Annotated in this window: 23 protein-coding genes; 17 read left to right on the top strand and 6 right to left on the bottom strand. The window is 71.3% G+C overall.

What is annotated here, in order from left to right; all coding sequences use genetic code 11:
• The first annotated feature begins 150 nt into the window (after positions 1-150).
• The 5 genes from BU197_RS29860 (at position 151) to BU197_RS29845 (ending at position 2,957) form a co-directional block, all read left to right on the top strand.
• On the top strand, positions 151-837 hold the full coding sequence (locus BU197_RS29860; RefSeq protein ID WP_188271441.1) for a DUF2993 domain-containing protein: 687 nt from the start codon (positions 151-153) through the stop codon (positions 835-837).
• Positions 838-1,159: 322 nt separating this feature from the next.
• A complete protein-coding gene (locus BU197_RS31550; protein ID WP_350497993.1) occupies positions 1,160-1,240 on the top strand; it encodes a putative leader peptide in 81 nt (26 codons plus the stop codon).
• Positions 1,241-1,408: 168 nt separating this feature from the next.
• Entirely contained in the window at positions 1,409-2,254 is an 846-nt protein-coding gene (locus BU197_RS29855) for a sulfurtransferase (RefSeq protein ID WP_188271440.1), read from the top strand.
• Between the two features lie 42 nt (positions 2,255-2,296).
• Positions 2,297-2,584 carry a DUF1416 domain-containing protein gene (locus BU197_RS29850; protein WP_188271439.1) on the top strand — a complete coding sequence of 96 codons (288 nt, stop codon included), beginning with the start codon at positions 2,297-2,299 and terminating at the stop codon, positions 2,582-2,584.
• A 97-nt stretch (positions 2,585-2,681) separates the two neighbouring features.
• Complete coding sequence (locus BU197_RS29845) at positions 2,682-2,957, top strand: DUF3099 domain-containing protein (protein ID WP_188271438.1); 276 nt, start codon at positions 2,682-2,684, stop codon at positions 2,955-2,957.
• Positions 2,958-2,986: 29 nt separating this feature from the next.
• Here the strand turns inward: BU197_RS29845 and BU197_RS29840 are convergent, their stop codons facing one another.
• Entirely contained in the window at positions 2,987-3,349 is a 363-nt protein-coding gene (locus BU197_RS29840) for a DsrE family protein (protein WP_188271437.1), read from the bottom strand.
• Positions 3,350-3,451: 102 nt separating this feature from the next.
• Here BU197_RS29840 and BU197_RS29835 point away from each other — a divergent pair, with 102 nt between their 5' ends.
• The 6 genes from BU197_RS29835 to BU197_RS29810 all read left to right on the top strand — a co-directional run bounded on the left by BU197_RS29835 (position 3,452) and on the right by BU197_RS29810 (position 8,388).
• On the top strand, positions 3,452-4,228 hold the full coding sequence (locus BU197_RS29835) for a hypothetical protein (RefSeq protein ID WP_317452252.1): 777 nt from the start codon (positions 3,452-3,454) through the stop codon (positions 4,226-4,228).
• Positions 4,225-5,013 carry a hypothetical protein gene (locus BU197_RS29830; protein WP_188271435.1) on the top strand — a complete coding sequence of 263 codons (789 nt, stop codon included), beginning with the start codon at positions 4,225-4,227 and terminating at the stop codon, positions 5,011-5,013. Before BU197_RS29835 ends, BU197_RS29830 begins: the two co-directional genes overlap by 4 nt.
• A 167-nt stretch (positions 5,014-5,180) precedes the next feature.
• Positions 5,181-6,041, top strand: a complete 861-nt coding sequence (locus tag BU197_RS29825; protein WP_223183586.1) for a hypothetical protein — start codon at positions 5,181-5,183, stop codon at positions 6,039-6,041.
• Positions 6,042-6,296: 255 nt separating this feature from the next.
• Entirely contained in the window at positions 6,297-6,869 is a 573-nt protein-coding gene (locus BU197_RS29820) for an FABP family protein (RefSeq protein ID WP_188271434.1), read from the top strand.
• 91 nt (positions 6,870-6,960) lie between these two features.
• Positions 6,961-7,398: a Fur family transcriptional regulator gene (locus BU197_RS29815; protein WP_188271433.1), complete on the top strand. Its 438-nt coding sequence runs from the start codon at positions 6,961-6,963 to the stop codon at positions 7,396-7,398.
• Positions 7,399-7,407: 9 nt separating this feature from the next.
• The gene (locus BU197_RS29810; RefSeq protein ID WP_188271432.1) at positions 7,408-8,388 is read left to right on the top strand and encodes a YgfZ/GcvT domain-containing protein; all 981 of its coding nucleotides are present in this window, start codon (positions 7,408-7,410) and stop codon (positions 8,386-8,388) included.
• A 121-nt stretch (positions 8,389-8,509) separates the two neighbouring features.
• On the opposite strand, the gene dtd is transcribed toward BU197_RS29810, so the two are convergent.
• On the bottom strand, positions 8,510-8,935 hold the full coding sequence (gene dtd / locus BU197_RS29805; protein WP_188271431.1) for a D-aminoacyl-tRNA deacylase: 426 nt from the start codon (positions 8,933-8,935) through the stop codon (positions 8,510-8,512).
• Positions 8,936-9,074: 139 nt separating this feature from the next.
• Here dtd and BU197_RS29800 point away from each other — a divergent pair, with 139 nt between their 5' ends.
• On the top strand, positions 9,075-9,695 hold the full coding sequence (locus BU197_RS29800) for an ABC transporter substrate-binding protein (protein ID WP_188271430.1): 621 nt from the start codon (positions 9,075-9,077) through the stop codon (positions 9,693-9,695).
• A 289-nt stretch (positions 9,696-9,984) separates the two neighbouring features.
• The gene (locus tag BU197_RS29795; RefSeq protein WP_188271429.1) at positions 9,985-11,247 is read left to right on the top strand and encodes a GNAT family N-acetyltransferase; all 1,263 of its coding nucleotides are present in this window, start codon (positions 9,985-9,987) and stop codon (positions 11,245-11,247) included.
• A gap of 106 nt (positions 11,248-11,353) precedes the next feature.
• Here BU197_RS29795 and BU197_RS29790 read toward each other — a convergent pair whose 3' ends face one another.
• A complete protein-coding gene (locus BU197_RS29790) occupies positions 11,354-12,121 on the bottom strand; it encodes an ABC transporter permease (protein ID WP_317452251.1) in 768 nt (255 codons plus the stop codon).
• Positions 12,114-13,145 carry an ABC transporter ATP-binding protein gene (locus BU197_RS29785; protein ID WP_188271428.1) on the bottom strand — a complete coding sequence of 344 codons (1,032 nt, stop codon included), beginning with the start codon at positions 13,143-13,145 and terminating at the stop codon, positions 12,114-12,116. Before BU197_RS29785 ends, BU197_RS29790 begins: the two co-directional genes overlap by 8 nt.
• 126 nt (positions 13,146-13,271) lie before the next feature.
• Here BU197_RS29785 and BU197_RS29780 point away from each other — a divergent pair, with 126 nt between their 5' ends.
• From BU197_RS29780 to BU197_RS29765, 4 genes are all read left to right on the top strand, one after another.
• Positions 13,272-14,324 carry a TetR/AcrR family transcriptional regulator gene (locus tag BU197_RS29780; protein WP_411158555.1) on the top strand — a complete coding sequence of 351 codons (1,053 nt, stop codon included), beginning with the start codon at positions 13,272-13,274 and terminating at the stop codon, positions 14,322-14,324.
• A 137-nt stretch (positions 14,325-14,461) separates the two neighbouring features.
• Positions 14,462-15,139, top strand: coding sequence for a TetR/AcrR family transcriptional regulator (locus tag BU197_RS29775; RefSeq protein WP_188271427.1), 678 nt, complete (start codon positions 14,462-14,464; stop codon positions 15,137-15,139).
• A gap of 107 nt (positions 15,140-15,246) precedes the next feature.
• Complete coding sequence (locus BU197_RS29770; protein WP_188271426.1) at positions 15,247-17,226, top strand: HelD family protein; 1,980 nt, start codon at positions 15,247-15,249, stop codon at positions 17,224-17,226.
• Positions 17,227-17,430: 204 nt separating this feature from the next.
• Positions 17,431-17,976, top strand: a complete 546-nt coding sequence (locus BU197_RS29765; protein WP_188271425.1) for a hypothetical protein — start codon at positions 17,431-17,433, stop codon at positions 17,974-17,976.
• Positions 17,977-18,035: 59 nt separating this feature from the next.
• Here the strand turns inward: BU197_RS29765 and BU197_RS29760 are convergent, their stop codons facing one another.
• Positions 18,036-19,379 carry a VanZ family protein gene (locus BU197_RS29760; RefSeq protein WP_188271424.1) on the bottom strand — a complete coding sequence of 448 codons (1,344 nt, stop codon included), beginning with the start codon at positions 19,377-19,379 and terminating at the stop codon, positions 18,036-18,038.
• Between the two features lie 106 nt (positions 19,380-19,485).
• On the bottom strand, positions 19,486-19,812 hold the full coding sequence (locus tag BU197_RS29755; RefSeq protein ID WP_188271423.1) for a hypothetical protein: 327 nt from the start codon (positions 19,810-19,812) through the stop codon (positions 19,486-19,488).
• Positions 19,813-20,171 lie beyond the last annotated feature (359 nt).

Genomic DNA, 20,171 nt, shown 5'->3' with positions numbered 1-20,171 from the left:
CAGCGCCCCTGAGGCGCCCCTGAGACAACCCTGACCGGGCCCTGAGCCGGGCCCGGCGGGGGAACCAACCGGCCTTCCGGCACGTCGATCCTCGTGTCGGGGGGCCGGAATCATTCCGTTTTCCATTCCAACCGGGGGGACGCGCTACCCATGCGAGCACTGCGGATTCTGTTGATCTTGGCGATCGTGCTGGGCGGGGTCCTGGTGGGGATCGACCGGCTGGCCGTGTCGTTCGCCGAGTCGGAGGCGGCCGGCCGGGTGAAGCTCTCCGGCGCGACCACGGAATCCCTGGACGTCGACATCAAGGGCTTCCCCTTCCTCACCCAGGTCGCGGGGAAGCGGTTCGACGAGGTCGAGGTGAAGGCGACCGGCATACAGACGACGGCGGGCGAGCGGCGTCTCAGGGTCGGCGAGCTGACCGTGGCGCTGCGGGACGTGACCGTGACCGGTGACTTCTCGGGCGCGCGGGCGGGTTCCGCGAGCGGCTCCGCCCTCGTCTCGTACGCGGACCTCACGGCCGCCTCCGAGCGGGGGGCCACCGTCGCCTACGGCGGGAACGGCAAGGTGAAGGTCACCGGCAGCGTGGAGGTCATGGGCCGCTCCCTGACCCGCACGGTCGTCTCCACGGTGACCGTGGTGAACGGGGACACGATCAAGGTCCGCGCCGACGAGGTGCCCGGCGAGGGCATCCCGGGCGTGGAGGACCTGGTCCGGGAGCGCACCGACTTCGAGCGCCCGATCGGCGCGATAGCCGGGATGAAGGTGGAGGCGGTCGAGCCCCGTCCGGAGGGCCTGGCCATCACGGTGACCGGCCGGGATCTGCGGCTGGTGGGCTGACCCGCCCGGCGGACGGCCTCCCGTCGCCTGGGGGAGCGGCGCTCGCACCGGAAGGGCGGGAGCGCCACGGCTCCCGTCGCCCGGCAGGCGGTCTCCCGTCGCCCGGGGGACGGTTTCCCGCCGTCCGGTGGCCGGTCCACGCCCTGATGGATCACATGCTGAGACAGTGCTGTCCGATCCGTAGAAAGTGAACCGGACTCCTCGGTACGGAGGTGTCCGGAGGTGATCCGCGCCTCGGTCGCATCCCACATACCGGTCGATCGTGTCTCACGATATGACATGCCGGTGACACGGCCACCTGTCCGTCCCTACGATCGAGGGCATGAAGCGACAGGCGGATCTCACGAAGCGGCGGGCAGTAGACCTGTGCCGCGTCGCCGCCATGCTCTGTCGCTCCGTCTGAGCGGGACGCACCACTCCCGTATTCCCCGGGCCCTCCGACCAAGGTCGGGGCCGCCCTGTGCAGCCGTACGCAAGCCCGTTAGGCACGTCCCGAAACACCGACGCGACGCCGCGTACCGCAGGCACACCCGCACCACACCGCCGCACACTGCCCCGGAGGAGAACGAACATGGCTCGCAGCGACGTCCTGGTCGACGCGGACTGGGTCGAGGCCAACCTCGACAACCCGCAGGTCGCCCTCGTCGAGGTCGACGAGGACACCTCGGCCTACGAGAAGAACCACATCCGCAACGCCATCCGGATCGACTGGACCCAGGACCTCCAGGACCCGGTGCGCCGCGACTTCATCGACCAGGAGGGCTTCGAGAAGCTCCTCTCGGCCAAGGGCATCGCGAACGACACCACGGTCGTCCTCTACGGCGGCAACAACAACTGGTTCGCCTCCTACGCCTACTGGTACTTCAAGCTCTACGGCCACCAGGACGTGAAGCTCCTCGACGGCGGCCGCAAGAAGTGGGAGCTGGACTCCCGTGACCTGGTCGACGGCTCCGCCGTGCCGGTCCGCCCCGTCACCGAGTACAAGGCCAAGCCGCAGGACAGCTCGATCCGCGCCTTCCGCGACGACGTCGTGGCCGCGATCGGCACCCAGAACCTGGTCGACGTCCGGTCGCCCGACGAGTTCTCCGGCAAGCTGCTGGCCCCGGCCCACCTCCCGCAGGAGCAGTCGCAGCGCCCCGGCCACGTGCCGAGCGCCCGCAACATCCCGTGGTCGAAGAACGCCAACGACGACGGCACCTTCAAGTCGGACGACGAGCTCAAGGCCCTCTACGAGGCCGAGCAGGTCGACCTGGCGAAGGACACCATCGCCTACTGCCGCATCGGTGAGCGCTCCGCGCTGACCTGGTTCGTCCTGCACGAGCTGCTTGAGGTCCCGAACGTCACCAACTACGACGGTTCCTGGACCGAGTACGGCTCCCTCGTCGGTGTGCCGATCGAGCTCGGCGCCGCCAAGTAATCTCCCGGACCTCCGGACCCCTCGACGTAAGGACAGAACGACATGTGTGGAGCGCAGCCCGGCGGCCCCGACGCCTCGACGATCAAGCCTGGTGAGACCACCATCCAGGGCTTCGTGACCAAGGACGGCCAGCCCGTCACCGGTTACGTCCGCCTCCTGGACTCGACGGGCGAGTTCACGGCCGAGGTCCCGACCTCCGCCACCGGCCAGTTCCGTTTCTACGCGGCCGAGGGCACGTGGACCGTCCGCGCCCTGGTGCCCGGCGGCACCGCCGACCGTCAGGTCGTGGCGGAGAAGGGTGGCCTCGCGGAGGTCGCCATCGCGGTCTGATCCGCGACACAGAACCGGCCGAAGGGCCGTGCCTCCTGGGGGGTTGGACGCCATTTCCAGGACTTGAGGCACGGCCCTTCGGTCGTACCCTGAAGGTGTGTACGCACGCCGTCGGCACGTCTACTTCTGGATGATGGGTGCCTGCCTGGTCCTCTTCGTGGGCGCCTGGGCCGTCGTGCGGCTCTTCTCCATGCCGGCGGCCATCGGCATGTGCGTGGTCGCCATGGTCATCCCGCCGGTCGCCGCGATGGTCGCGAACCGGCGGGGGCCCGAGGACCGCTGGTGGGACGATCCCTCGGGCGACCCGAAGTCGGACGAGTGGTGGGACGAACTCGACGGCAGGAAGCGCCGGGGACGCGACCCCGAGGAGTAGTCCCGGCCCAGTAGAGGAGCAGTCCCGGCCTAGTAGACGAGCGCCTGCGTGCCGTCGGCCATGGCCTCCTGGACGAAGACCTGGGCGCCGGCGATCCGGACGCCCTTCAGGACGTCGTCCTCGGTGATCTCGCGCCGGGTCGCGCACTGTGTGCAGAGGGTGATCCGCCCGCCCGCGAGCACCGAGTCGAGCAGGTCCGGCAGCGGCGCGGCGTGCGGCAGCGCGAACTCGGCGGCCCGGCCCGGAAGCGCGAACCACGAGGACTCGCCGGTCAGCCAGAGCGAGACCTCCACCCCGCTGGCCACGGCCACGGCGGCCACCGTGAAGGCCTGGGAGCAGCGTTCGGGGGCATCGGCCCCCGCGGTCACCTTGATCACGAGCTTCTTCGCCATAGCCGAACTGTAATGCGAGGCCCTACAACCCCAGGCGCCCCTCACGTGTCAGTTGGATGCGCGGGTTACGGAATTCGCGCTTCAGGTCTCGTGGGGGGACTCGTGCACACCGAAGAAAGCGTCCGTGCCGCGGACGCGCCACCGCCCGATCCCGTCGTCCGGCCGCGCCGCCGGCTGCTGCGTACCGCCGGGCTCATCGCCGTCGCCGCCGTCCTCGGGCTGGTCGGCGGCACCGCCGTGGGATACGGCGTCCAGGCCGGCCGTCCGCCGGTCGCGCTGCCCGCCCTCAGTCAGCCGGGTCTCGCGTACCCGGCGAAGCCGCTGCCCGCCGGGCAGGAGGCGGAGGAGCTGTCGGCCAAGGAGGACCTGCGGTCGAAGACCGACGGGGACCTGCGGAAACTGCTGCTGCCCCGGCCCCCGGGGGCCAGGGCCGACGGCCAGGACGGCTGGATGCCGCTGGACGCGTACGCCAACTCCTTCACCCTTCCGGACTCGGCGCTGAAGTTCCAGCTCGACCAGAAGGTGCGGCGGATCGCCGCCCGCGCGTGGTACGAGGGCGAGAACAAGTGGGTGAGGATCGAACTGGCCCAGTACCACTCGGCTTCCTGGATGGGCGCCTTCGAACACGTGCGGGACCAGCAGCGCAACGCCTCCCTGGAGGATGAAGCCGACTCCATCGGAGACCCGGTGAAGGGCTCGTCGCACGGGCGCTACTACGTCTTCCCGGTGGAACGCGAGCCCGGCTACCTCGACCTCTACCAGGCCCGCGCCTTCATCCAGCGCGGTGACATCGCCGTCACCGTCCTCATCAGCGACACACGGAAGATCTCGGGGAACGAGATCCGTTCCCTGGCCGAGCGGCAGCTGGGGCGCCTGTGACCGAGAAGTCCGGGGGCGGCACCCGCCGCCTCCTGAAGAACGCGCTGGCCGGCCTGGTCGTGCTCGGCGCCGTCGGTGGCGGGGTCGCGTACACCGCCACCACCGTCGACCGGGCCGACCGGTCGGCGCCCACCGTGGTGTGGGAACAGCCCACCGCGACCGCCACCCCCGAGGACCCGGCCGCGGGCATCGACAAGGGCCGGGCCTCCACCCCGCTGAGCAAGCTCCTGCTGCCCGTACCGGACGGCTATGTGCTCGGCGCGGAGATCGAGGGCCACGGCAACGACGCCGAGCTGGAGGCCGCGGAGGCCACCGCCCTCTTCAAGCAGACCGCGAAGGGCGTCTACGGCAAGGGGCGCCGCGCCTTCGAGGAGGCGGTCGACGGGCTCGGAGTCCAGGGCATGGCGTTCCGTTCGTACGCGCGGGTGGACGGCAGCCTCCACGCGGAGGTGTCGATCCTGAGGATGAAGGACCGGAAGGCGGTCCGGACGTACTTCGACTCCGAGAAGCGCCTCGCCGGACTCCTGGACCTCGACAAGGGCCCGAAGATCAAGGACCACGAGCGGAACGCCGTCTGCTACCTGGGCCCCAAGCCCGAGAAGCCCAGGGAGAAGGACGGAGAGCGGCGGACTCCGAAGCTCCGGCTGATGCACTGCACGGCCTACGACGGCGAGGTCATGGTCAACGTCTCGGCGTACGGCATCCCGCCCCTCGACACCCAGGCCGTGGCGACCCTCGTCGAGCGACAGCTCCGCCACATCGAGTCCCCGGGGGAGTACGTATGAGCGAGCAGACGGCAGAGAAGACACCGGAACCGACGATGGCCGGGGGTACGGGGCCGGGTGGGGTTACGGAGCCGGGGGAGGTCGCAGGGACTGCCGAGGTCGCAGAGAGTGCCGAGGCTAGGGAGGCTGTGGAGGTCGCAGAGACCACCGAGGTCACCGTGGCTGAGGTGACCGCTGAGGCTTCCGGCGCCGAGGGGACCACCGTGACCACCGAGGCTTCCGAGGCCGAGGAGACCCCCAAGACCCCCAAGACCCCCGCCGCCCCCCGGCGGGCCCGTCGGGTTCTGTGGGCCGTCGCGCGGTGGACGGCTGCCGTCGTCGTCTTCGGCGGGGTCGGCGCGGGGACCGCGCTGGGGATCACCGGGCTCGACCGGGACGAGGTCCCCGGTCTGGCGACCGAGAGCGACGGGCGCTGGGAGTACCCCAGGCTCAGCCTCCCGGCGCTGCCGGTCGACCGGCCACGGCCGTTCACCGCCGCCAACGACGCCGAGATCCACTACGCCGACGTGCGCGACCTGCTGCTGCCCGCGCCCGTCGGCGCGACCCCCGATCCGAAGCTGGACGGCGGCTTCGTGTCCACGGAGGCGTACCTCTCGCTCTACGCCGAGGAGAGCCGCGCCGAGCTGCGGCAGAGCCTCGCCGACTCCACCCTGCGGCACATCGCGGCCCGGGGGTGGACGACCCCGGACGGCACCCGGACCAGCGTCCATCTGCTCCGGTTCAGCTCCGTCGCGTACGCGCAGCAGTACCAGAGCGAGACCCTCCAGGCGGACAGCGCTGACGGCCCGGTGGCGCTGCCGGACGGCGTCGAGAAAGCCGTCCCGGAAGCCCTCGCGAACAAGATCCGGGTACCGGACACCAGGCTGTACGCCTACCGGGAGAAGAAGCCCTACGGCACCGACCAGGTCCGCTGGGCCTACATCCAGGCGGGGGACACCCTCGCGCTGATCACCCAGACCCGCAGGGGCGAGGTGCTCACCGTGCCGTACCAGCAGACGGTCGTCCTCCAGAACCAGCTGCTGGGATAGCGCGCGGAACCGGCTTCCGGGAAAGCGGCAGCGCGCGCGAGACCCACCTCACCGAGAGGGCCGGGCCCCAGCCCACTAAGCTGGGGTCCGGCCCGTTCCGCCTTCACCGCTCAGTCGAGGAGCACCCTGTGATCGTTTTCTTCGAAACTCTGCTGGTCCTGGTCTGTGTCGGCGTGCTCGCCTTCACCGGTCTGGCCGTGAAGAAGCTGTACCAGGGCCAGCGCTAACCACTCCGAGAGAACGCCAGAGCTGCTCATGATCGAGATCCCGTCCGACCTCAACCCGGACCTCGTCCCCCTCGCGTTCCTGCTCGGTACGTGGGAAGGCGCGGGTGTCGCCGACTTCCCCGGCGCCGAGAAGTGCAACTTCGGCCAGGCCGTGACCTTCAGCCACGACGGCCGGGACTTCCTGGAGTACCACTCGCACTCCTGGGTCCTGGACAAGGACGGCAACAAGGTCCGTCCGCTGGAGAGCGAGAGCGGCTACTGGCGGATCGACAAGGACCGCAAGGTCGAGACCGTCATGGTCCGCGACCAGGGCATCGTCGAGATCTGGTACGGCGAGCTGGCCGACCAGAAGCCGCAGATCGACCTGGTGACGGACGCCGTCGCCCGGACGGCCGCCTCGGGCCCGTACTCCGGCGGCAAGCGTCTGTACGGCTACGTCAAGGGCGACCTCATGTGGGTGGGCGAGAAGGCGACCCCCGAGGTCCCGCTGCGGCCGTACATGTCGGCGCACCTGAAGAAGGTCGTCTCGCCGGAAGAGGTCGCGGAGATGGCCCGCAACCTCGGCGACCTGCCGGACGACGGCATCGCGTTCTTCCGCTAGAGACCGCGCGAGGGGCCGTGCGCGGACCGCGTGCGGCCCCGGTGCCGAAAGCCCCTGGGGCGATCCGGCCGTGCCCTCCTACACTGGGGGCGTGGTGACCACCGACTGGAAGAGCGATCTGCGGCAGCGCGGCTACCGGCTCACGCCGCAGCGCCAGCTTGTCCTGGAAGCCGTCGACGCGCTGGAGCACGCGACGCCCGACGACATTCTCGTCGAGGTGCGCAGGACCGCCTCCGGGGTGAACATCTCCACCGTCTACCGGACCCTGGAGCTCCTGGAGGAGCTGGGTCTGGTCAGCCACGCCCATCTGGGGCACGGGGCTCCCACCTACCACCTCGCCGACCGGCACCACCATCTGCACCTGGTCTGCCGGGACTGCTCCGGGGTGATCGAGGCGGACGTCGAGGTGGCCGCCGAGTTCACCGGGAAGCTCCGGGAGACCTTCGGCTTCGAGACCGACATGAAGCACTTCGCCATCTTCGGGCGATGCGGGGACTGCGCCGCGAAGGCCGTGCCCGCCGAGTCGTAGGCTTTTCGCATGGAGCGACCTTCCACGACCAGTCCCCTGTTGTCCCTGCCCGGCGCCGTCGCGGCCGAAGGCCACGACGAGGGTGTCGCCGCGCACTACGGCGACCTGTTCCGAGAACAGCGCGCCCTCGCCGACGGGCGCGGTTTCGTCGACCTCTCCCACCGGGGCGTCCTCGCCGTCACCGGCGACGACCGGCTGGGCTGGCTGCATCTGCTCGTCACCCAGCACATGACGGATCTGGCCCCCGGCCAGGCCACCGAGGCGCTGATCCTCTCCGCGAACGGGCACATCGAACACGCCCTGTACCTCGTCGACGACGGCGAGACGCTGTGGGCGCACGTCGAGCCGGGCACCCGGGAGGAGCTGGTCGCCTATCTGGAGTCGATGAAGTTCTTCTACCGGGTCGAGGTCGCCGATCGTACGGAGGACATCGCGGTCGTCCACCTCCCCGCCGGTTCCGTCGTGGAGGTTCCCGAGGGCGTCGCCGTACGGGAGACCCCGTACGGGCGTGATCTGTTCCTGCCCCGGGCGGACCTGGAGTCCTTCGCCGCCGCGCACGGTCCCGCCGCCGGAGTCCTCGCGTACGAGGCGCTGCGCGTCGAGGGGCACCGGCCCCGGCTCGGCTTCGAGACCGACCACCGGACCATCCCGCACGAGATCGGTCTCATCGGCAGCGCCGTCCACCTCCAGAAGGGCTGCTACCGGGGGCAGGAGACGGTCGCCCGGGTGCAGAACCTCGGCAAGCCGCCGCGCCGTCTGGTCTTTCTGCACCTGGACGGCAGCGAGGTCCTGCTGCCGGGGCACGGCACCCCGGTCCGGCTCGCCGCCGACGGCGAGGAGGGGCGTCAGCTCGGCTTCGTGACGAGCGCCGTGCGCCACCACGAGCTGGGCCCGATCGCGCTGGCCCTGGTGAAGCGGAACGTGCCGGTCGACGCGCCGCTGATCGCGGGCACGACCGCCGCCGCGCAGGAGACGATCGTCGAGCCGTAGCCGTAGCCGTAGCCGTAGCCGTAGCCCCTGGGGCATGTCCCGTAGTCCGTATCCCGTAGGTCGTCTCCCGTAGGCCGTAAGACCTACGGGATCGGGGCGGGGTGGGGCCGGTGCGCGGCTCTCAGACCTCGACCAGGACCGTGAACGGGCCGTTGTTGGTGAGCGAGACGCGCATGTCCGCCCCGAAGCGGCCCGTCTCCACGTGGGCGCCCAGCGCGCGCAGCTGCCGCACGACCTCGTCGACGAGGGGTTCGGCGACCGGCCCGGGAGCGGCCGCGTTCCACGTCGGGCGGCGGCCCTTGCGGGCGTCGCCGTAGAGAGTGAACTGGGAGATCACGAGGAGCGGCGCGTTCACGTCCGAGCAGGACTTCTCGTCGGCCAGTACCCGGACGGACCAGAGTTTTCTGGCCAATTGGGCAGCCTTCTCCGGAGTGTCGTCATGGGTCACCCCGACCAGGACGCACAAGCCCTCGCCGGAGATCTCACCGACGGTCTCCCCTGCGACGACGACACTCGCGCCGTCGACCCTCTGCACCACCGCACGCATGCCCCCCAACCTACCCAGCGGCCCGCGGCCCGGGTACGGAGGGGCCGAACGGGTGCAGGGCGTCTGCGCGCGTACGGGGAGGAGTGGCACCATGCCTGTCAGGCGGTGCGCTCCGCACCGGTCGAGGGGAACGAATCTCATGAGTGCACCTGGCACCGGGCCGACGCCGTCCGGTTCCGTACCGCTGTTCCGCGCCGGACCCCGGGGCGGTGGACCGGTCGACGGCCCGGTCGCCCGCCCACCCGTACAACGGAGCGCCGAGGCCGCCCTTTCCGAACAGTCCGTGCCTGAGTTCGGCGCGCTGCGGCTGCCCGAGCTGCGGGCGCTGCGCCGGGACGCTCAGAGCGACGAGGCCGATCTGAGCTATCTGCGCCGGATGCTCCAGGGCCGGATCGACATCCTGCGGGCCGAGTTGGCGCGGCGTACCGACCCCGAGGCGCCGGTGCTCGACCGGCTCTCCGAGATCCTCGCCGACGTGCCCTCGCGGCACCGCAGTTCGGCCCGGCACGTGACGCTCTCGCCGCCCCGGAACGAGGAGTACCGACGGCTCGCGTCCGAGATGCTGTCGGAGGTCGAGCTGTCCGACCTGACGGCCCGTACGGACGCCGAACTGGACGCGGCGATGGGCCGGCTCGCCGGGTACGAGCAGCAGATCTCCCGGCGCCGCCAGCACCTCCAGCGGACGGCCGACGGGTGCAGCGGGGAGATCGCCCGCCGTTACCGCGAAGGAGAGGCACAGGTCGACGACCTGCTGGGCTGAGAACGGGGGCCCGGCGGGACCCCGACGAGGTCCGGCGGGGCGTGGTGGGACTGGCGGGCCTGGTGGGGCCCGCATGGGGACGGCGTGCGGGCGGTGCGCGGGGGCGCGTGCGGGGATGTGCGCGCAGGGATGTGCGCGTGGACGTGCGCGGGGACGTGCGCGGGGATGACCGCGTGGACGGCCACGTGGTCGGTCGTGTGGACGGCCACGCGGACGGTCGTGTGGACGGTCGTGTGGACCGGCGAAAAGTCGGATGCGTCCGGGCCAGGGTCGTACGTAGGGTCGCCGTATGGCCCTGGACATGCGTGCGGTGACGGAAGCGGAGTACCCCGACTGGCTGCGTGCCCTGCGGGACGGGTTCCTCCGTCCGCCCGTCGTCAGCGACGAGGAAGTCGCCGACCGGCTCCCGCACGTCGACCTGACGCGGACGCTCGGCTGCTTCGACAGCGGCCGGGCCGTCGCCACCTTCCGTTCCTTCCGGCAGGAGGTGAGCACGGTCGGCGGCGGAGTCCTCGAAGCCGATGCGATCACCCAGGTCACCGTCGCCCCGACGCACCGCAGGCGCGGTCTTCTGAGCCGGATGATGACCCTTGACCTGACCGCCGCGAAGGAGCGGGGCGACGCGCTCGCGACCCTGATCGCCGCCGAGTACCCGATCTACGGCCGGTTCGGCTTCGGAGTGGCCAGTTCGCTCACCGAGTGGAGCGTGGACCTGCGGGTCGCCGGGCTCGACCCGCGCCGCTCGGGCCGCCCGGAGGACGGCGGGCGGATCGACCTGACCGACGCCGACGAGATCCGCAAGGTCGGACCCGAGGTGCACCGGCGCCTGATGGGCGTCCGCGCGGGCGTCACCCACCGCGACACGCGCGGCTGGGAGGTCGGCACCGGTCTCGGCGTACAGAGCGAGCCGTGGCGGGAGCCGTTCTACGCGGTGTACCGGGCGGAGTCCGGCGAGGTCGAGGGCTTCGTGGCGTACGGCGTCGACGAGCGCTGGGACGACAACAAGCAGCCGCTGAACACCGTGCGGGTGCGGGACCTCATCGCCTTCACCGCGGGCGCCGAGCGGGCCCTGTGGCGGTTCCTCTGCTCGATCGACTGGATCACGACGATCCGCTCCGGCTACCGCGCCCCAGACGACCTGCTGCCCTCGCTGCTGCCCAATCCGCGCGCCGCGGGGGTCCTGACCCACTCGGACATGCTCTGGGTGCGGGTCCTGGACGTCGTCCGCGTCCTGGAGAGCCGTACGTATCCGGTCGCGGACCGGCTCGTGCTCGATGTCCGGGACGGTTACGGGACCGGGGACGGCGACGGGTTCGCCGGCGGGCGCTATCTGCTGGACGCCTCCCCGGACGGCGTCTCCTGCGTCCGGACGAACCGCCCCGCCGATCTGGTCCTCGGGGTCGACCGGCTGGGCGCGCTCGCGTTCGGCGACGAGTCGGCCGTACGGCTCGCCCGGCTCGGGCACCTGGAGGAGCCGACGCCCGGCGCCGCGGCCCGCGCCGACCTCCTGTTCCGCACCGCGCTCCGGCCTTTCTCGCCCGACATCTTCTGAGCGCTCCTCCGCCCGGCCCTTCGAGCGTTCCTCCGACCGGCCCCTCGCCCGGCCCTTCGAGCGGCCCTTCGAGCGGCCCTTCGAGCGGTCCCTCGTGTACGGGGGTTCAGCGGGACCGGAGCCGGAAGAGGAAGCCGGAGGCGGTGACCGCGAGGGTGAGCAGTCCGGCGCACCAGGCCAGCGCGATCCAGGGCGAGTCGCCCACCGGCCGGTCGAGGAGCAGCCCCCGCATCGACTCGATCAGCGGGGTCACCGGCTGGTGTTCGGCGAAGCCGTGCAGCCAGCTCGGCATGGTCTCGATCGGGACGAACGCGCTGCTCGGGTAGGGCAGGAACAGCATGAAGAAGGTGGTCGCGCCGGCCGCCTCGGTCGACCTGGCGACCAGACCGACGGCCGCCGACAGCCAGGAGACGGCCGTGATGTAGGCGAGCAGCAGGCCGATCGCGGCGAACCAGCCGGCCGGCGTGGCGGTGGGCCGGAAGCCGATGAGGAAGGCGACGCCGAGGACGACGGTGGTGGAGAGCACGTTGCGGGCGACGACGGCGACGACGTGCCCGGCGAGGAACGGCGTTCCGCCGACGTCGAGCGTACGGAACCGGTCGACGACCCCGAGCCGCATGTCCTCGCTGACGGAGACGGCGGTGCTCGCCGCGCCGAATCCGGCGCACAGGACGAGGACGCCGGGGACCACGTAGGTGACGTACCGGGTGCCGGTGTCGATGGCTCCGCCGAAGAAGTAGACGAAGACCAGCATCAGCATGATCGGCATCATCAACGAAGTGATGAGGGCGTCCGGATTGCGGCGGCTGAGGCGCAGACCGCGTCCGGCGAGGGTTCCGGCGGCGGTGAACCCGCCGGACAGGATGTCAGACACGGGTGGGCTCCTGGTGGTCGGCGGGGCTCTGGGCGGGGTTTCCGGTGGGGCTCTCGGCGCGGGTCCCGGTGAGGTCTCCGGTGGGTGGCGTGGTCTGTGCGGTGAGGTTCAGGAAGACGTCGTCGAGCGTCGCCGTGTGCAGGGTGAAGCGGGCGAGGTCCCGGCGCTCGGGGTCGTAGGCGTCGAGCAGCGCCCTGACATGGGCGGCGCTGCCGTCGGTGGGGATGCCCAGGGTCCGGGTCGCGGGGTCGCGGCGGACGGGACCGGGGTGCGGGCGGGCGGTGAGCCGTAGATAGCTCTCGTCCCCGTCCGCGACGAGGTCGAGACGGTGGGCCGCGTAACGGTCCTTCAGCTCCCCGGGGGTGCCCTCGGCGAGGACACGGCCACCGCCGAGGACCGTGACCCGGTCGGCGAGCCGGTCGGCCTCCTCCAGGTACTGGGTGGTGAGGAAGACGGTCGTCCCGGTGGCGGAGAGTTCGCGGACCACCTCCCAGAGTTCCTGGCGGCTGCGCGGGTCGAGCCCGGTGGTCGGCTCGTCGAGGAACATCACGCGGGTCGCGCCGGGGTCGCGGACGAGCCCGGCGGCCAGGTCGAGACGGCGGCGCATGCCGCCCGAGTACGTCTTGACGAGACGGGCGCCCGCGTCGGCGAGCCGGAACCGTTCGAGCAGTTCGGCGGTGCGGCGGGTGGCCGCCGGGCGGGAGAGCCCGGAGAGCCGGGCGGCGGTCCGCAGGTTCTCCGCGCCGGTCTGGTTCTCGTCGACGGCGGCGTACTGCCCGGTGAGGCTGATCGCACGGCGGACCCGGGAGCGCGCGGCGACGACATCGTGCCCGGCCACGCGCGCGTGCCCGGCGTCGGGCGTGGCGAGGGTGGCGAGGATGCGGACGGTGGTGGTCTTCCCGGCGCCGTTGGGGCCGAGGAGGGCGAAGACGGTGCCGTCCTCGACCCGCAGGTCGAGATCGTCGAGGACGCGCACGTCCCCGTAGCTCTTGGTGAGACCGACGGCTTCTACGGCCGGAGGCATGGCTGCTCCCTGGGCTGAGGGGTGAGGGCCGAACGCGTACTGCGTATGCCCTACGCGTTACTGCGTAAGGGTTACGCATTACTAGGATGGGCGTCAAGCGTGCGAGGTGCCGGGAGGCGACGGGTTGTGAACGACGGCGAGCAGCGGACGGGCGGCGACGGCGCGGGGGGTGCGGGTGGCGCGGGTGGTGTCGGCGGGGCTGGCGGGGGTGCTGGTGCAGCTGGTGCAGTTGGTGGGTCCAGTGGTGCCGGTGGTGCTGGCGTAGCTAGTGGTGCGGGTGGGGCCAGCAGTGTCGGTGGTGCCGGTGGTGCTGGCGCAGTCAGCGGTGCCAGCGGTGTCGGTGGTGCTGGCACAGCCAGTGATGCCAGCGCGGCCAGTGCGGCCAGTGGTGCCGGTAGCGCCCGTGGAGATGGCGCGGCCCGTGGGGACGGCGCGGACGGCGGGACCTTCCTCCCGCCGAGCATCGAGGCGGCCTGGGGGCTCAGGGAGCGTCCCTCCAAGGGCCCCAAGCCCGGCCTGACCCTGGACCGGATCGTCGACACGGCCGTCACCCTCGCCTCGGCGGAGGGGCTCGCCGCCGTCTCGATGGGGCGGGTCGCCAAGGAGCTGGGCGTCTCGACGATGTCGCTCTACCGGTACGTCTCCGCCAAGAACGAGCTGTACGTCCTCATGCAGGAGGCCGCGATCGGCGCCCCGCCCGCGCTCGCCGCGCCCGGCGCGGGCTGGCGCGCGGGCATCGAGGCCTGGGCCTGGGCGCTGCGCGAGGTCTACCACCGCAACCTCTGGACGCTGAGGCTCCCGGTCTCCGGCCCGCCCGCGACCCCGCACATGGTGGCCTGGTGGGAGAAGGCGCTGGCCTCCCTGGGCGGCACCGGTCTCGACGAGGGCTCCAAGACCTCGGTGATCCTGCTGGTCAGCGGCTTCGTCCGAAACGACGCGCTCGTCCTGGCCGACCTGGACGCCGTCCTGGCCGCCGCCGGGGGAGACCAGCGGGACGTCCTCGTACGCTATGGCCGCACCCTGCGGCGGCTCGCCGACCCGGAGCGGTACCCGGAGGTGGCCCGCCTGCTCGACTCGGGCGCGATGGACACCCCCGACGAGCCGGAGACGGAGTTCCGCTTCGGTCTCGCCAGGATCCTCGACGGGGTCGCGGTGCTCGTGGAAGGGCGCGCCTCGTGAAGCCGAAGCCGACGCCGACGCGGCGGAAGGGGGGCGCGGAGGCTCCCGTATCCGCGCCGGGTGAGCGCGCCGGGCGCGTACCCGGCGGGGGTGAGCCCGCCGCCTCCGGGCCCGCCGAGGGCGGGGCGGTCGCGGGGATGCCCTCCGGGGCGGCCCCGGAGAGGCCCTCCGGGCCCCCCGGTCTGCGGGAGCGGAAGAAGGAACGCACCCGGCAGGCGCTCTCGGAGGCGGCCATCGCGCTCTTCCTTGAGCGGGGTTTCGACGCCGTCCCGGTCGCCGAGGTGGCCGCCGCCGCCGAGGTCTCCAAGCCGACCCTCTTCCGGTACTTCCCGGCCAAGGAAGACCTGGTCCTGCACCGTTTCGCCGACCACGAGGACGAGTCGGCCCGGGTGGTGACCGCCGGAATCCGCGCCGGGCGGGCGCCGCTCGACGCGCTGGAGGCGCGTCTGCTCGACGGTCTCGCCCGGCGCGATCCCGTCACCGGGCTCTGCGACCACCCGGCGGTCCTCGCGTACCTCCGGCTCCTGTACGGCACCCCCGCCCTGGTCGCCCGTCTGCACGCGTACCGGACGAGGTCGGAGACGGCCCTCGCGGAGGCGCTTCTCGGCGCCGGGGATGCGCCAGGGCCCGCAGGCCGCCCCGACCGGCTCGGCGCGCGGCTCGCCGCCGGGCAGATCGTGGCCGTGCTCCAGCTCCTGGCGGAGGAGAACACCGCCCGGATCGCGGCGGGGGAGACGGCCGACGCGATCGAGGAGGACGCGACCGCCGCCGCCGTACGCGCCTTCCGGACGCTACGGGAGGGGCTGCCGTACTGAGCCTCGCGGGACCGGCCGCCACCAGGCGGTCGACCGGAAGGCAAGCCCGGGATCCGTAGACAAGTAAAAAATGTAACTCAGTAACGTTTTCCGTTAAGCTCGCCGGAATGACGTCACTGGACCTTGAGCTAGCCCGTGAACGCGCCCACCACGACGCCTGCCGCGCCGCCCTGGCCCGGATGACCGAGGACGTCGCCGGGCAGGTCGTCACCGGCGAGGACACCGCCGCCTCCGGCGCCGACGCCGAAGCGCTCGGCAGGCATCTGCGCAGCCGCGCCAAGGAACTGCGGGAGCAGCCGCCGGGGCCGCTGTTCTTCGGGCGGCTCGACCGAGAGGACGGCCAGGTCCACCACATCGGCCGGCGCCGGATCGCCGAGGACCACGCGGCGCCGCCGCTCGTCGTCGACTGGCGCGCCCCCGTCTCCCGCGCCTACTACCAGGCAGGCGCCCACGACCCGCAGGGCGTCCTCCGTCGCCGCCGCTTCGGCTGGGCCCCGTACGGCGCGGGCGCGTCGGAGGACCTGACCGCCTTCGAGGACGAACGGCTCACGGCGGGCGGGGAGGTGACCGTCAGCGCCCTGCTCGCCGGGGAGATCGAGCGGCCCCGGGTGGGTCCGATGCGGGACATCGCGGCGACCATCCAGCCCGAGCAGGACGACCTCGTACGCTCCGACCCGGCCGCCTCCCTGTGCGTGCAGGGCGCGCCCGGCACCGGCAAGACCGCCGTGGGCCTGCACCGGGCCGCGTATCTCCTCTACACGCATCCGCAGCGGATCCGCCGCTCCGGTCTCCTCGTCCTCGGCCCGCACCGGGCGTTCCTCGCGTACATCTCCGAGGTGCTGCCCTCGCTCGGCGAGAGCGGGGTCCGGCAGGCCACGCTCGGCGACGAGATCGCCCGGCACCCGGTCCGGGCCGAGGACGGCGAGACCGCCGCCCGGACCAAGCACGACCCCCGGATGGCGGGGGTGCTGCACCGGGCGCTGTACGGCAGGGTCGACCCGGCGCCCGCCGAGGACCTCGCCGTGCCGGACGGCTCGTCCCACTGGCGGCTGCCCGCCGCCCGGCTCGCCGGGATCGTCCGCGAGGTACGGGAGGAGGCCCCGCCCTACGCGACGGGCCGCGAGCGGGTCCGCGCCCGGGTCGTACGGGACCTCCAACTGCGGGCCGAACGCCGCTGGGGCCCCATGGGCGCGGCCTGGGCACGACGGATCGAGCGGGCCCGCGCGCTCACCGCCTTCCTCGACGCGTGCTGGCCGAGGACGACACCGGAGGAGGTCCTCGCGGCCTTCCTCGCGGACCCCGCCGATCCGGCCCTGACGGAGGAGGAGCGGGCGGCGCTCCGCTGGGAACGGCCGCCGCGCTCGTACCGTTCCGCCCGGTGGACCGCCGCCGACCTCGTCCTCCTCGACGAGTTGGCGGGGCTGATCGAGCGCCCCGAGGGGTACGGCCATGTCGTCGTCGACGAGGCGCAGGACCTCTCGCCCATGGAGTGCAGGGCGGTCGCCCGGCGCACCGGCTTCGGCTCGCTCACGGTCCTCGGCGACCTGGCCCAGGGCACCACCCCGTGGGCGGCCACCGACTGGCACGAACACCTCGCCCACCTGGGCAAACCCGGGGCGCCCGTGGTGTCCCTCACCCTCGGCTACCGGGTCCCGGCGGCGATCGTGGACCTCGCCAACCGGCTGCTGCCGAAGCTGGGCGCGGACGTTCCGGCGGGCCGGTCCGTACGGCGGGACGGCGAGGTGACGATCCACCGGACGACGGACCTGGACACCGCGACCCGCGAGGCGGTCCGCGCGGCACTCGCGGAGGAGGGCTCGGTGGGGGTGATCACCTCCGACACGCTCCTGGGACGCATCGCCGAGGCGGCGACGGAGGCGGCGTCGCCGGACGAGGCCGCCCGGCTGACGGTCCTGCCCGCACGAGCGGTCAAGGGCCTGGAGTTCGACCACGTCGTGGTGGTGGAACCCGCAGCGATCACAGACTCCGAACAACGCGGCCTGAACCGCCTGTACGTGGTCCTCACCCGAGCGGTGTCCCGCTTGACGCTGGTACATGAGAGGGATTTGCCGGAGGGGGTGGGATAGGGAGGGGCGGTATCTATACGGGGCAGAGTGGGATGGGGGGGGCCGGTCGGGTCGGATCGGGGGTGGTGGGATCGGGGCGGGTCGGGCCCGCTGCGGGGCCGACTCGGGTGGGCCGAGGGGGAGGGCGGGCCGACCGGATCCGGGTTCCGGCGGACCCACCGGTTCCGGGTTCCATGGCGGGCCGGAGCGGCCCAGGATGGAGACATGCCTCCGATCCCGCTGCTCTTCCTCGACGTCGACGGACCGCTGATCCCCTTCGGGGAGCGGCGCGCGGGCGAGGCGGGGAGCGACGCGCATCCGATGTACCCGCCGGTGCCGCCCGCCGCCGTGAGCCCCCTGCTCGCACGGCTCGATCCCGCGCAGGGGCCGAGGCTGGCGGCGCTGCCGTACGAGCTGGTGTGGGCGACGACTTGGGGGGACGACGCGAACACCTGGGTGGCCGCCCGTCTCGGGCTGCCCCCGCTGCCCGTCGTCCCCTGGCCGGACGACGCCCCGGCCCCCGCGAGGGGCGTGCACTGGAAGACCCCGGTCCTGGTCGCGTGGGCGGAGGGCCGGCCGTTCGCCTGGGTCGACGACGAGATCGGCCCGGCGGACCGCACATGGGTCGCCGCCCACCACCCCGGGCCCGCCCTCCTTCACCGGGTGGACCCCGGGCGGGGCCTCATGGCGGAGGACTTCGCGGGGCTCACCGGCTGGGACGGAGCGCGGGAGCCGTCGTCCGGGCCGCAGGACCAGTGGCCGTCGTGGTGATGGGCGGGGAGCGTCGCTGTCGACTCGCCAGGTTCTGTCGGTATCCGTGCCGGTTCTTCCTACCGTTGTGCTTCGCGCATGATTTCACCGGGGGAGGTGCCGGTCGGCTGTGAGGTGCGACTGATGACTTCTCCCGACGTGGCGTCGATGATTGCGAAACCACTTTCATTGCGACTTGCGCCCACGACGAGCCAGTGGATTTTCCAGATCCCGTCGACCGACTTGGCGATCAGTTCGCTTTCGACCTTCCCCTTGCTGTCGCCTTCCTGGAATGCCTGGTGAAACTTCTGGATCGCTTCGTTCCTGGAAACCGAGGGGGCGGGAAGGGGTGGATCCTCGGCTTTGCGCTGGATGAGCTGGGTCAGTGCCCCGTTGCGGTCGATTTGAATGTCGAGCCGCATGGGCATCATGACACCGTCTTTGTTATGTCGCCTCCAGCTGGTCATCCAGCCCATCTCCGCGTTCATGCCGACGGGTGTGGTGATGGATTTCGAGCCGGTCAGCCCCCATGGCGCGTGGGCTTCCGCATAGGACGAGGCCAGTGCGCGAGCCTGGTCGGCGGTGGTCGGCGGTTCGCTGTGGGCGCTGACCGGGTAGCCAGTGGATTGCGGGCCGTCGGACATGTCCAGGGCTGCCGTGAAAGTGGACTTGTCCGGCCAACTCAACTCGGCAAACCCTTCGTTGAAGGAAACGATGACAGTCCCGGAACCTCCTTCGACGCCGCGAGCGAACTGGATGTCGTTGATCGTGAAGTGATCTTCGAATGCGGCGGTGACGGCTGCGCGTGCGGAACTCTGCTGTTCGCCGTTCGCGTGACCGATGGCGACGGTGTAGGCGACGACCTCAGGGTGGATGAAGGCAATCCACGTCGAACCCAAGGCGACCGTCGAAATCGCCCAAATGGCGGCGAGCTTTCGGTTTCCCCATGTCCAGAAAGGAGGCGAGCCCGGATGGTCGAGTTTCACGGTGAGCCACCCCAGGAGGACTCCGGCGGCGACTCCCAGAGAATTCATCTGAAGATCGCTGGTGTCACATCCGCGCCCGAGGAAGGTGAGTGACCCCTGCAGCGTTTCGATCGTGAGGGTGAGCAGGGCGCCGCCGATGAGGGTTCCTGCGATATTTCGGGTCGCCAGCACCCCGAGGAGCCCGACCGGAACGAAAAGGCCGGCGTTCAGCAGCCCCTGCGAGGTGGTGAATGGCTCGATCAGGTCGCGATTGACGACGCATGACCGTGTCTGGTCGACAGGCGAGCCCGTCGACCAGAGCGTCAGGGAGACCACGGCGGTTACGGCCGCCGCGAGCAGCGCGTGCAGCGCGGGGCGCTCTGTCTCTCGTGTCTGTGCTGAGCGAAAACGCAACGCTCCAACAGCGCCGGCCAGAAGAACGGCCAGGAGTACGAACATGCCGTGCCCCTGAAAAACTGCGTACAGCAAATCGGGTCTCTCTCAGGTGCGATGGCGGTGAGTAGCGTTCCGGCGCTACGCGCGCCGGAACGCCGGACGCGTCACGTCAGCAGCTGGTGGAGATGGCTGCGGGTGTCTGGTAGGTCGTCCCCGAGGTGTAGAGCAGGCCGTTGGTGGGGTAGCAGGGGTTGGCGACGCCCGACCACTCCCCCCATGCGAGCGCCGACGTGGAGATGGTCTGAGACGCCTTGTAGTACGTGCTGCCTCCCCGGAGGTAGCCCAGCTTCCCCGTGATGGCACTGCCGCCCGTCTTGTTGTAATCAACTGAGATGTAACTGCCGCCGTTCCCCAGGCCGATGGAGAGATAGCCGTTGGACAGCTTGGTGCATCGGTCGCCCTTCGTGATGTAGCCATCACTGGGGCAGGAGGTCACCTCCGCACCAGTACTGCCAGCGTTAGCGGCAGAAACTCCTCCCAGTACGGGGAGCAAGGTGAGAGTGGCAGTCGTCATGACCTTTGAAGCAGATATACGCATGGTATTTCCCTTCGATTGGTTGCGTGCTGCACTATCGCGAACGGGCTGAGTTCGCAGAGCGGTGAAGAGGATGAATTCGTCAGGTCAGACGCAGAGAGGGCTGGAAAGCGACGGTTGCTGGCTGGGGCCTCTGGTGACGTCACCCTGCTGACGAACAGGACGCTCGCCGCGCAGGAGTGCTGCGAGCGCGACCGACAGCAACGCGTGTCGCCGACCCGAACGCCAGGTGGCCCCATTCGCTCGGTCGAGGCGAGCAG

Origin of the sequence: Streptomyces sp. CBMA291, from assembly GCF_014596525.1 — a bacterium.
Taxonomy (GTDB): domain Bacteria; phylum Actinomycetota; class Actinomycetes; order Streptomycetales; family Streptomycetaceae; genus Streptomyces.
This window is presented reverse-complemented; position numbering and strand designations above follow the sequence as displayed.

Excerpts from the sequence above, each read along its gene's own strand:
- BU197_RS29860 (WP_188271441.1), top strand. The coding sequence starts at position 151 with ATGCGAGCACTGCGGATTCTGTTGATCTTGGCGATCGTGCTGGGCGGG.
- BU197_RS31550 (WP_350497993.1), top strand. The coding sequence starts at position 1,160 with ATGAAGCGACAGGCGGATCTCACGAAGCGGCGGGCAGTAGACCTGTGC.
- BU197_RS29855 (WP_188271440.1), top strand. The coding sequence starts at position 1,409 with ATGGCTCGCAGCGACGTCCTGGTCGACGCGGACTGGGTCGAGGCCAAC.
- BU197_RS29850 (WP_188271439.1), top strand. The coding sequence starts at position 2,297 with ATGTGTGGAGCGCAGCCCGGCGGCCCCGACGCCTCGACGATCAAGCCT.
- BU197_RS29840 (WP_188271437.1), bottom strand. The coding sequence starts at position 3,349 with ATGGCGAAGAAGCTCGTGATCAAGGTGACCGCGGGGGCCGATGCCCCC.
- BU197_RS29820 (WP_188271434.1), top strand. The coding sequence starts at position 6,297 with ATGATCGAGATCCCGTCCGACCTCAACCCGGACCTCGTCCCCCTCGCG.
- BU197_RS29810 (WP_188271432.1), top strand. The coding sequence starts at position 7,408 with ATGGAGCGACCTTCCACGACCAGTCCCCTGTTGTCCCTGCCCGGCGCC.
- dtd (WP_188271431.1), bottom strand. The coding sequence starts at position 8,935 with ATGCGTGCGGTGGTGCAGAGGGTCGACGGCGCGAGTGTCGTCGTCGCA.
- BU197_RS29800 (WP_188271430.1), top strand. The coding sequence starts at position 9,075 with ATGAGTGCACCTGGCACCGGGCCGACGCCGTCCGGTTCCGTACCGCTG.
- BU197_RS29795 (WP_188271429.1), top strand. The coding sequence starts at position 9,985 with ATGGCCCTGGACATGCGTGCGGTGACGGAAGCGGAGTACCCCGACTGG.
- BU197_RS29785 (WP_188271428.1), bottom strand. The coding sequence starts at position 13,145 with ATGCCTCCGGCCGTAGAAGCCGTCGGTCTCACCAAGAGCTACGGGGAC.
- BU197_RS29775 (WP_188271427.1), top strand. The coding sequence starts at position 14,462 with ATGCCCTCCGGGGCGGCCCCGGAGAGGCCCTCCGGGCCCCCCGGTCTG.
- BU197_RS29770 (WP_188271426.1), top strand. The coding sequence starts at position 15,247 with ATGACGTCACTGGACCTTGAGCTAGCCCGTGAACGCGCCCACCACGAC.
- BU197_RS29765 (WP_188271425.1), top strand. The coding sequence starts at position 17,431 with ATGCCTCCGATCCCGCTGCTCTTCCTCGACGTCGACGGACCGCTGATC.
- BU197_RS29760 (WP_188271424.1), bottom strand. The coding sequence starts at position 19,379 with ATGTTCGTACTCCTGGCCGTTCTTCTGGCCGGCGCTGTTGGAGCGTTG.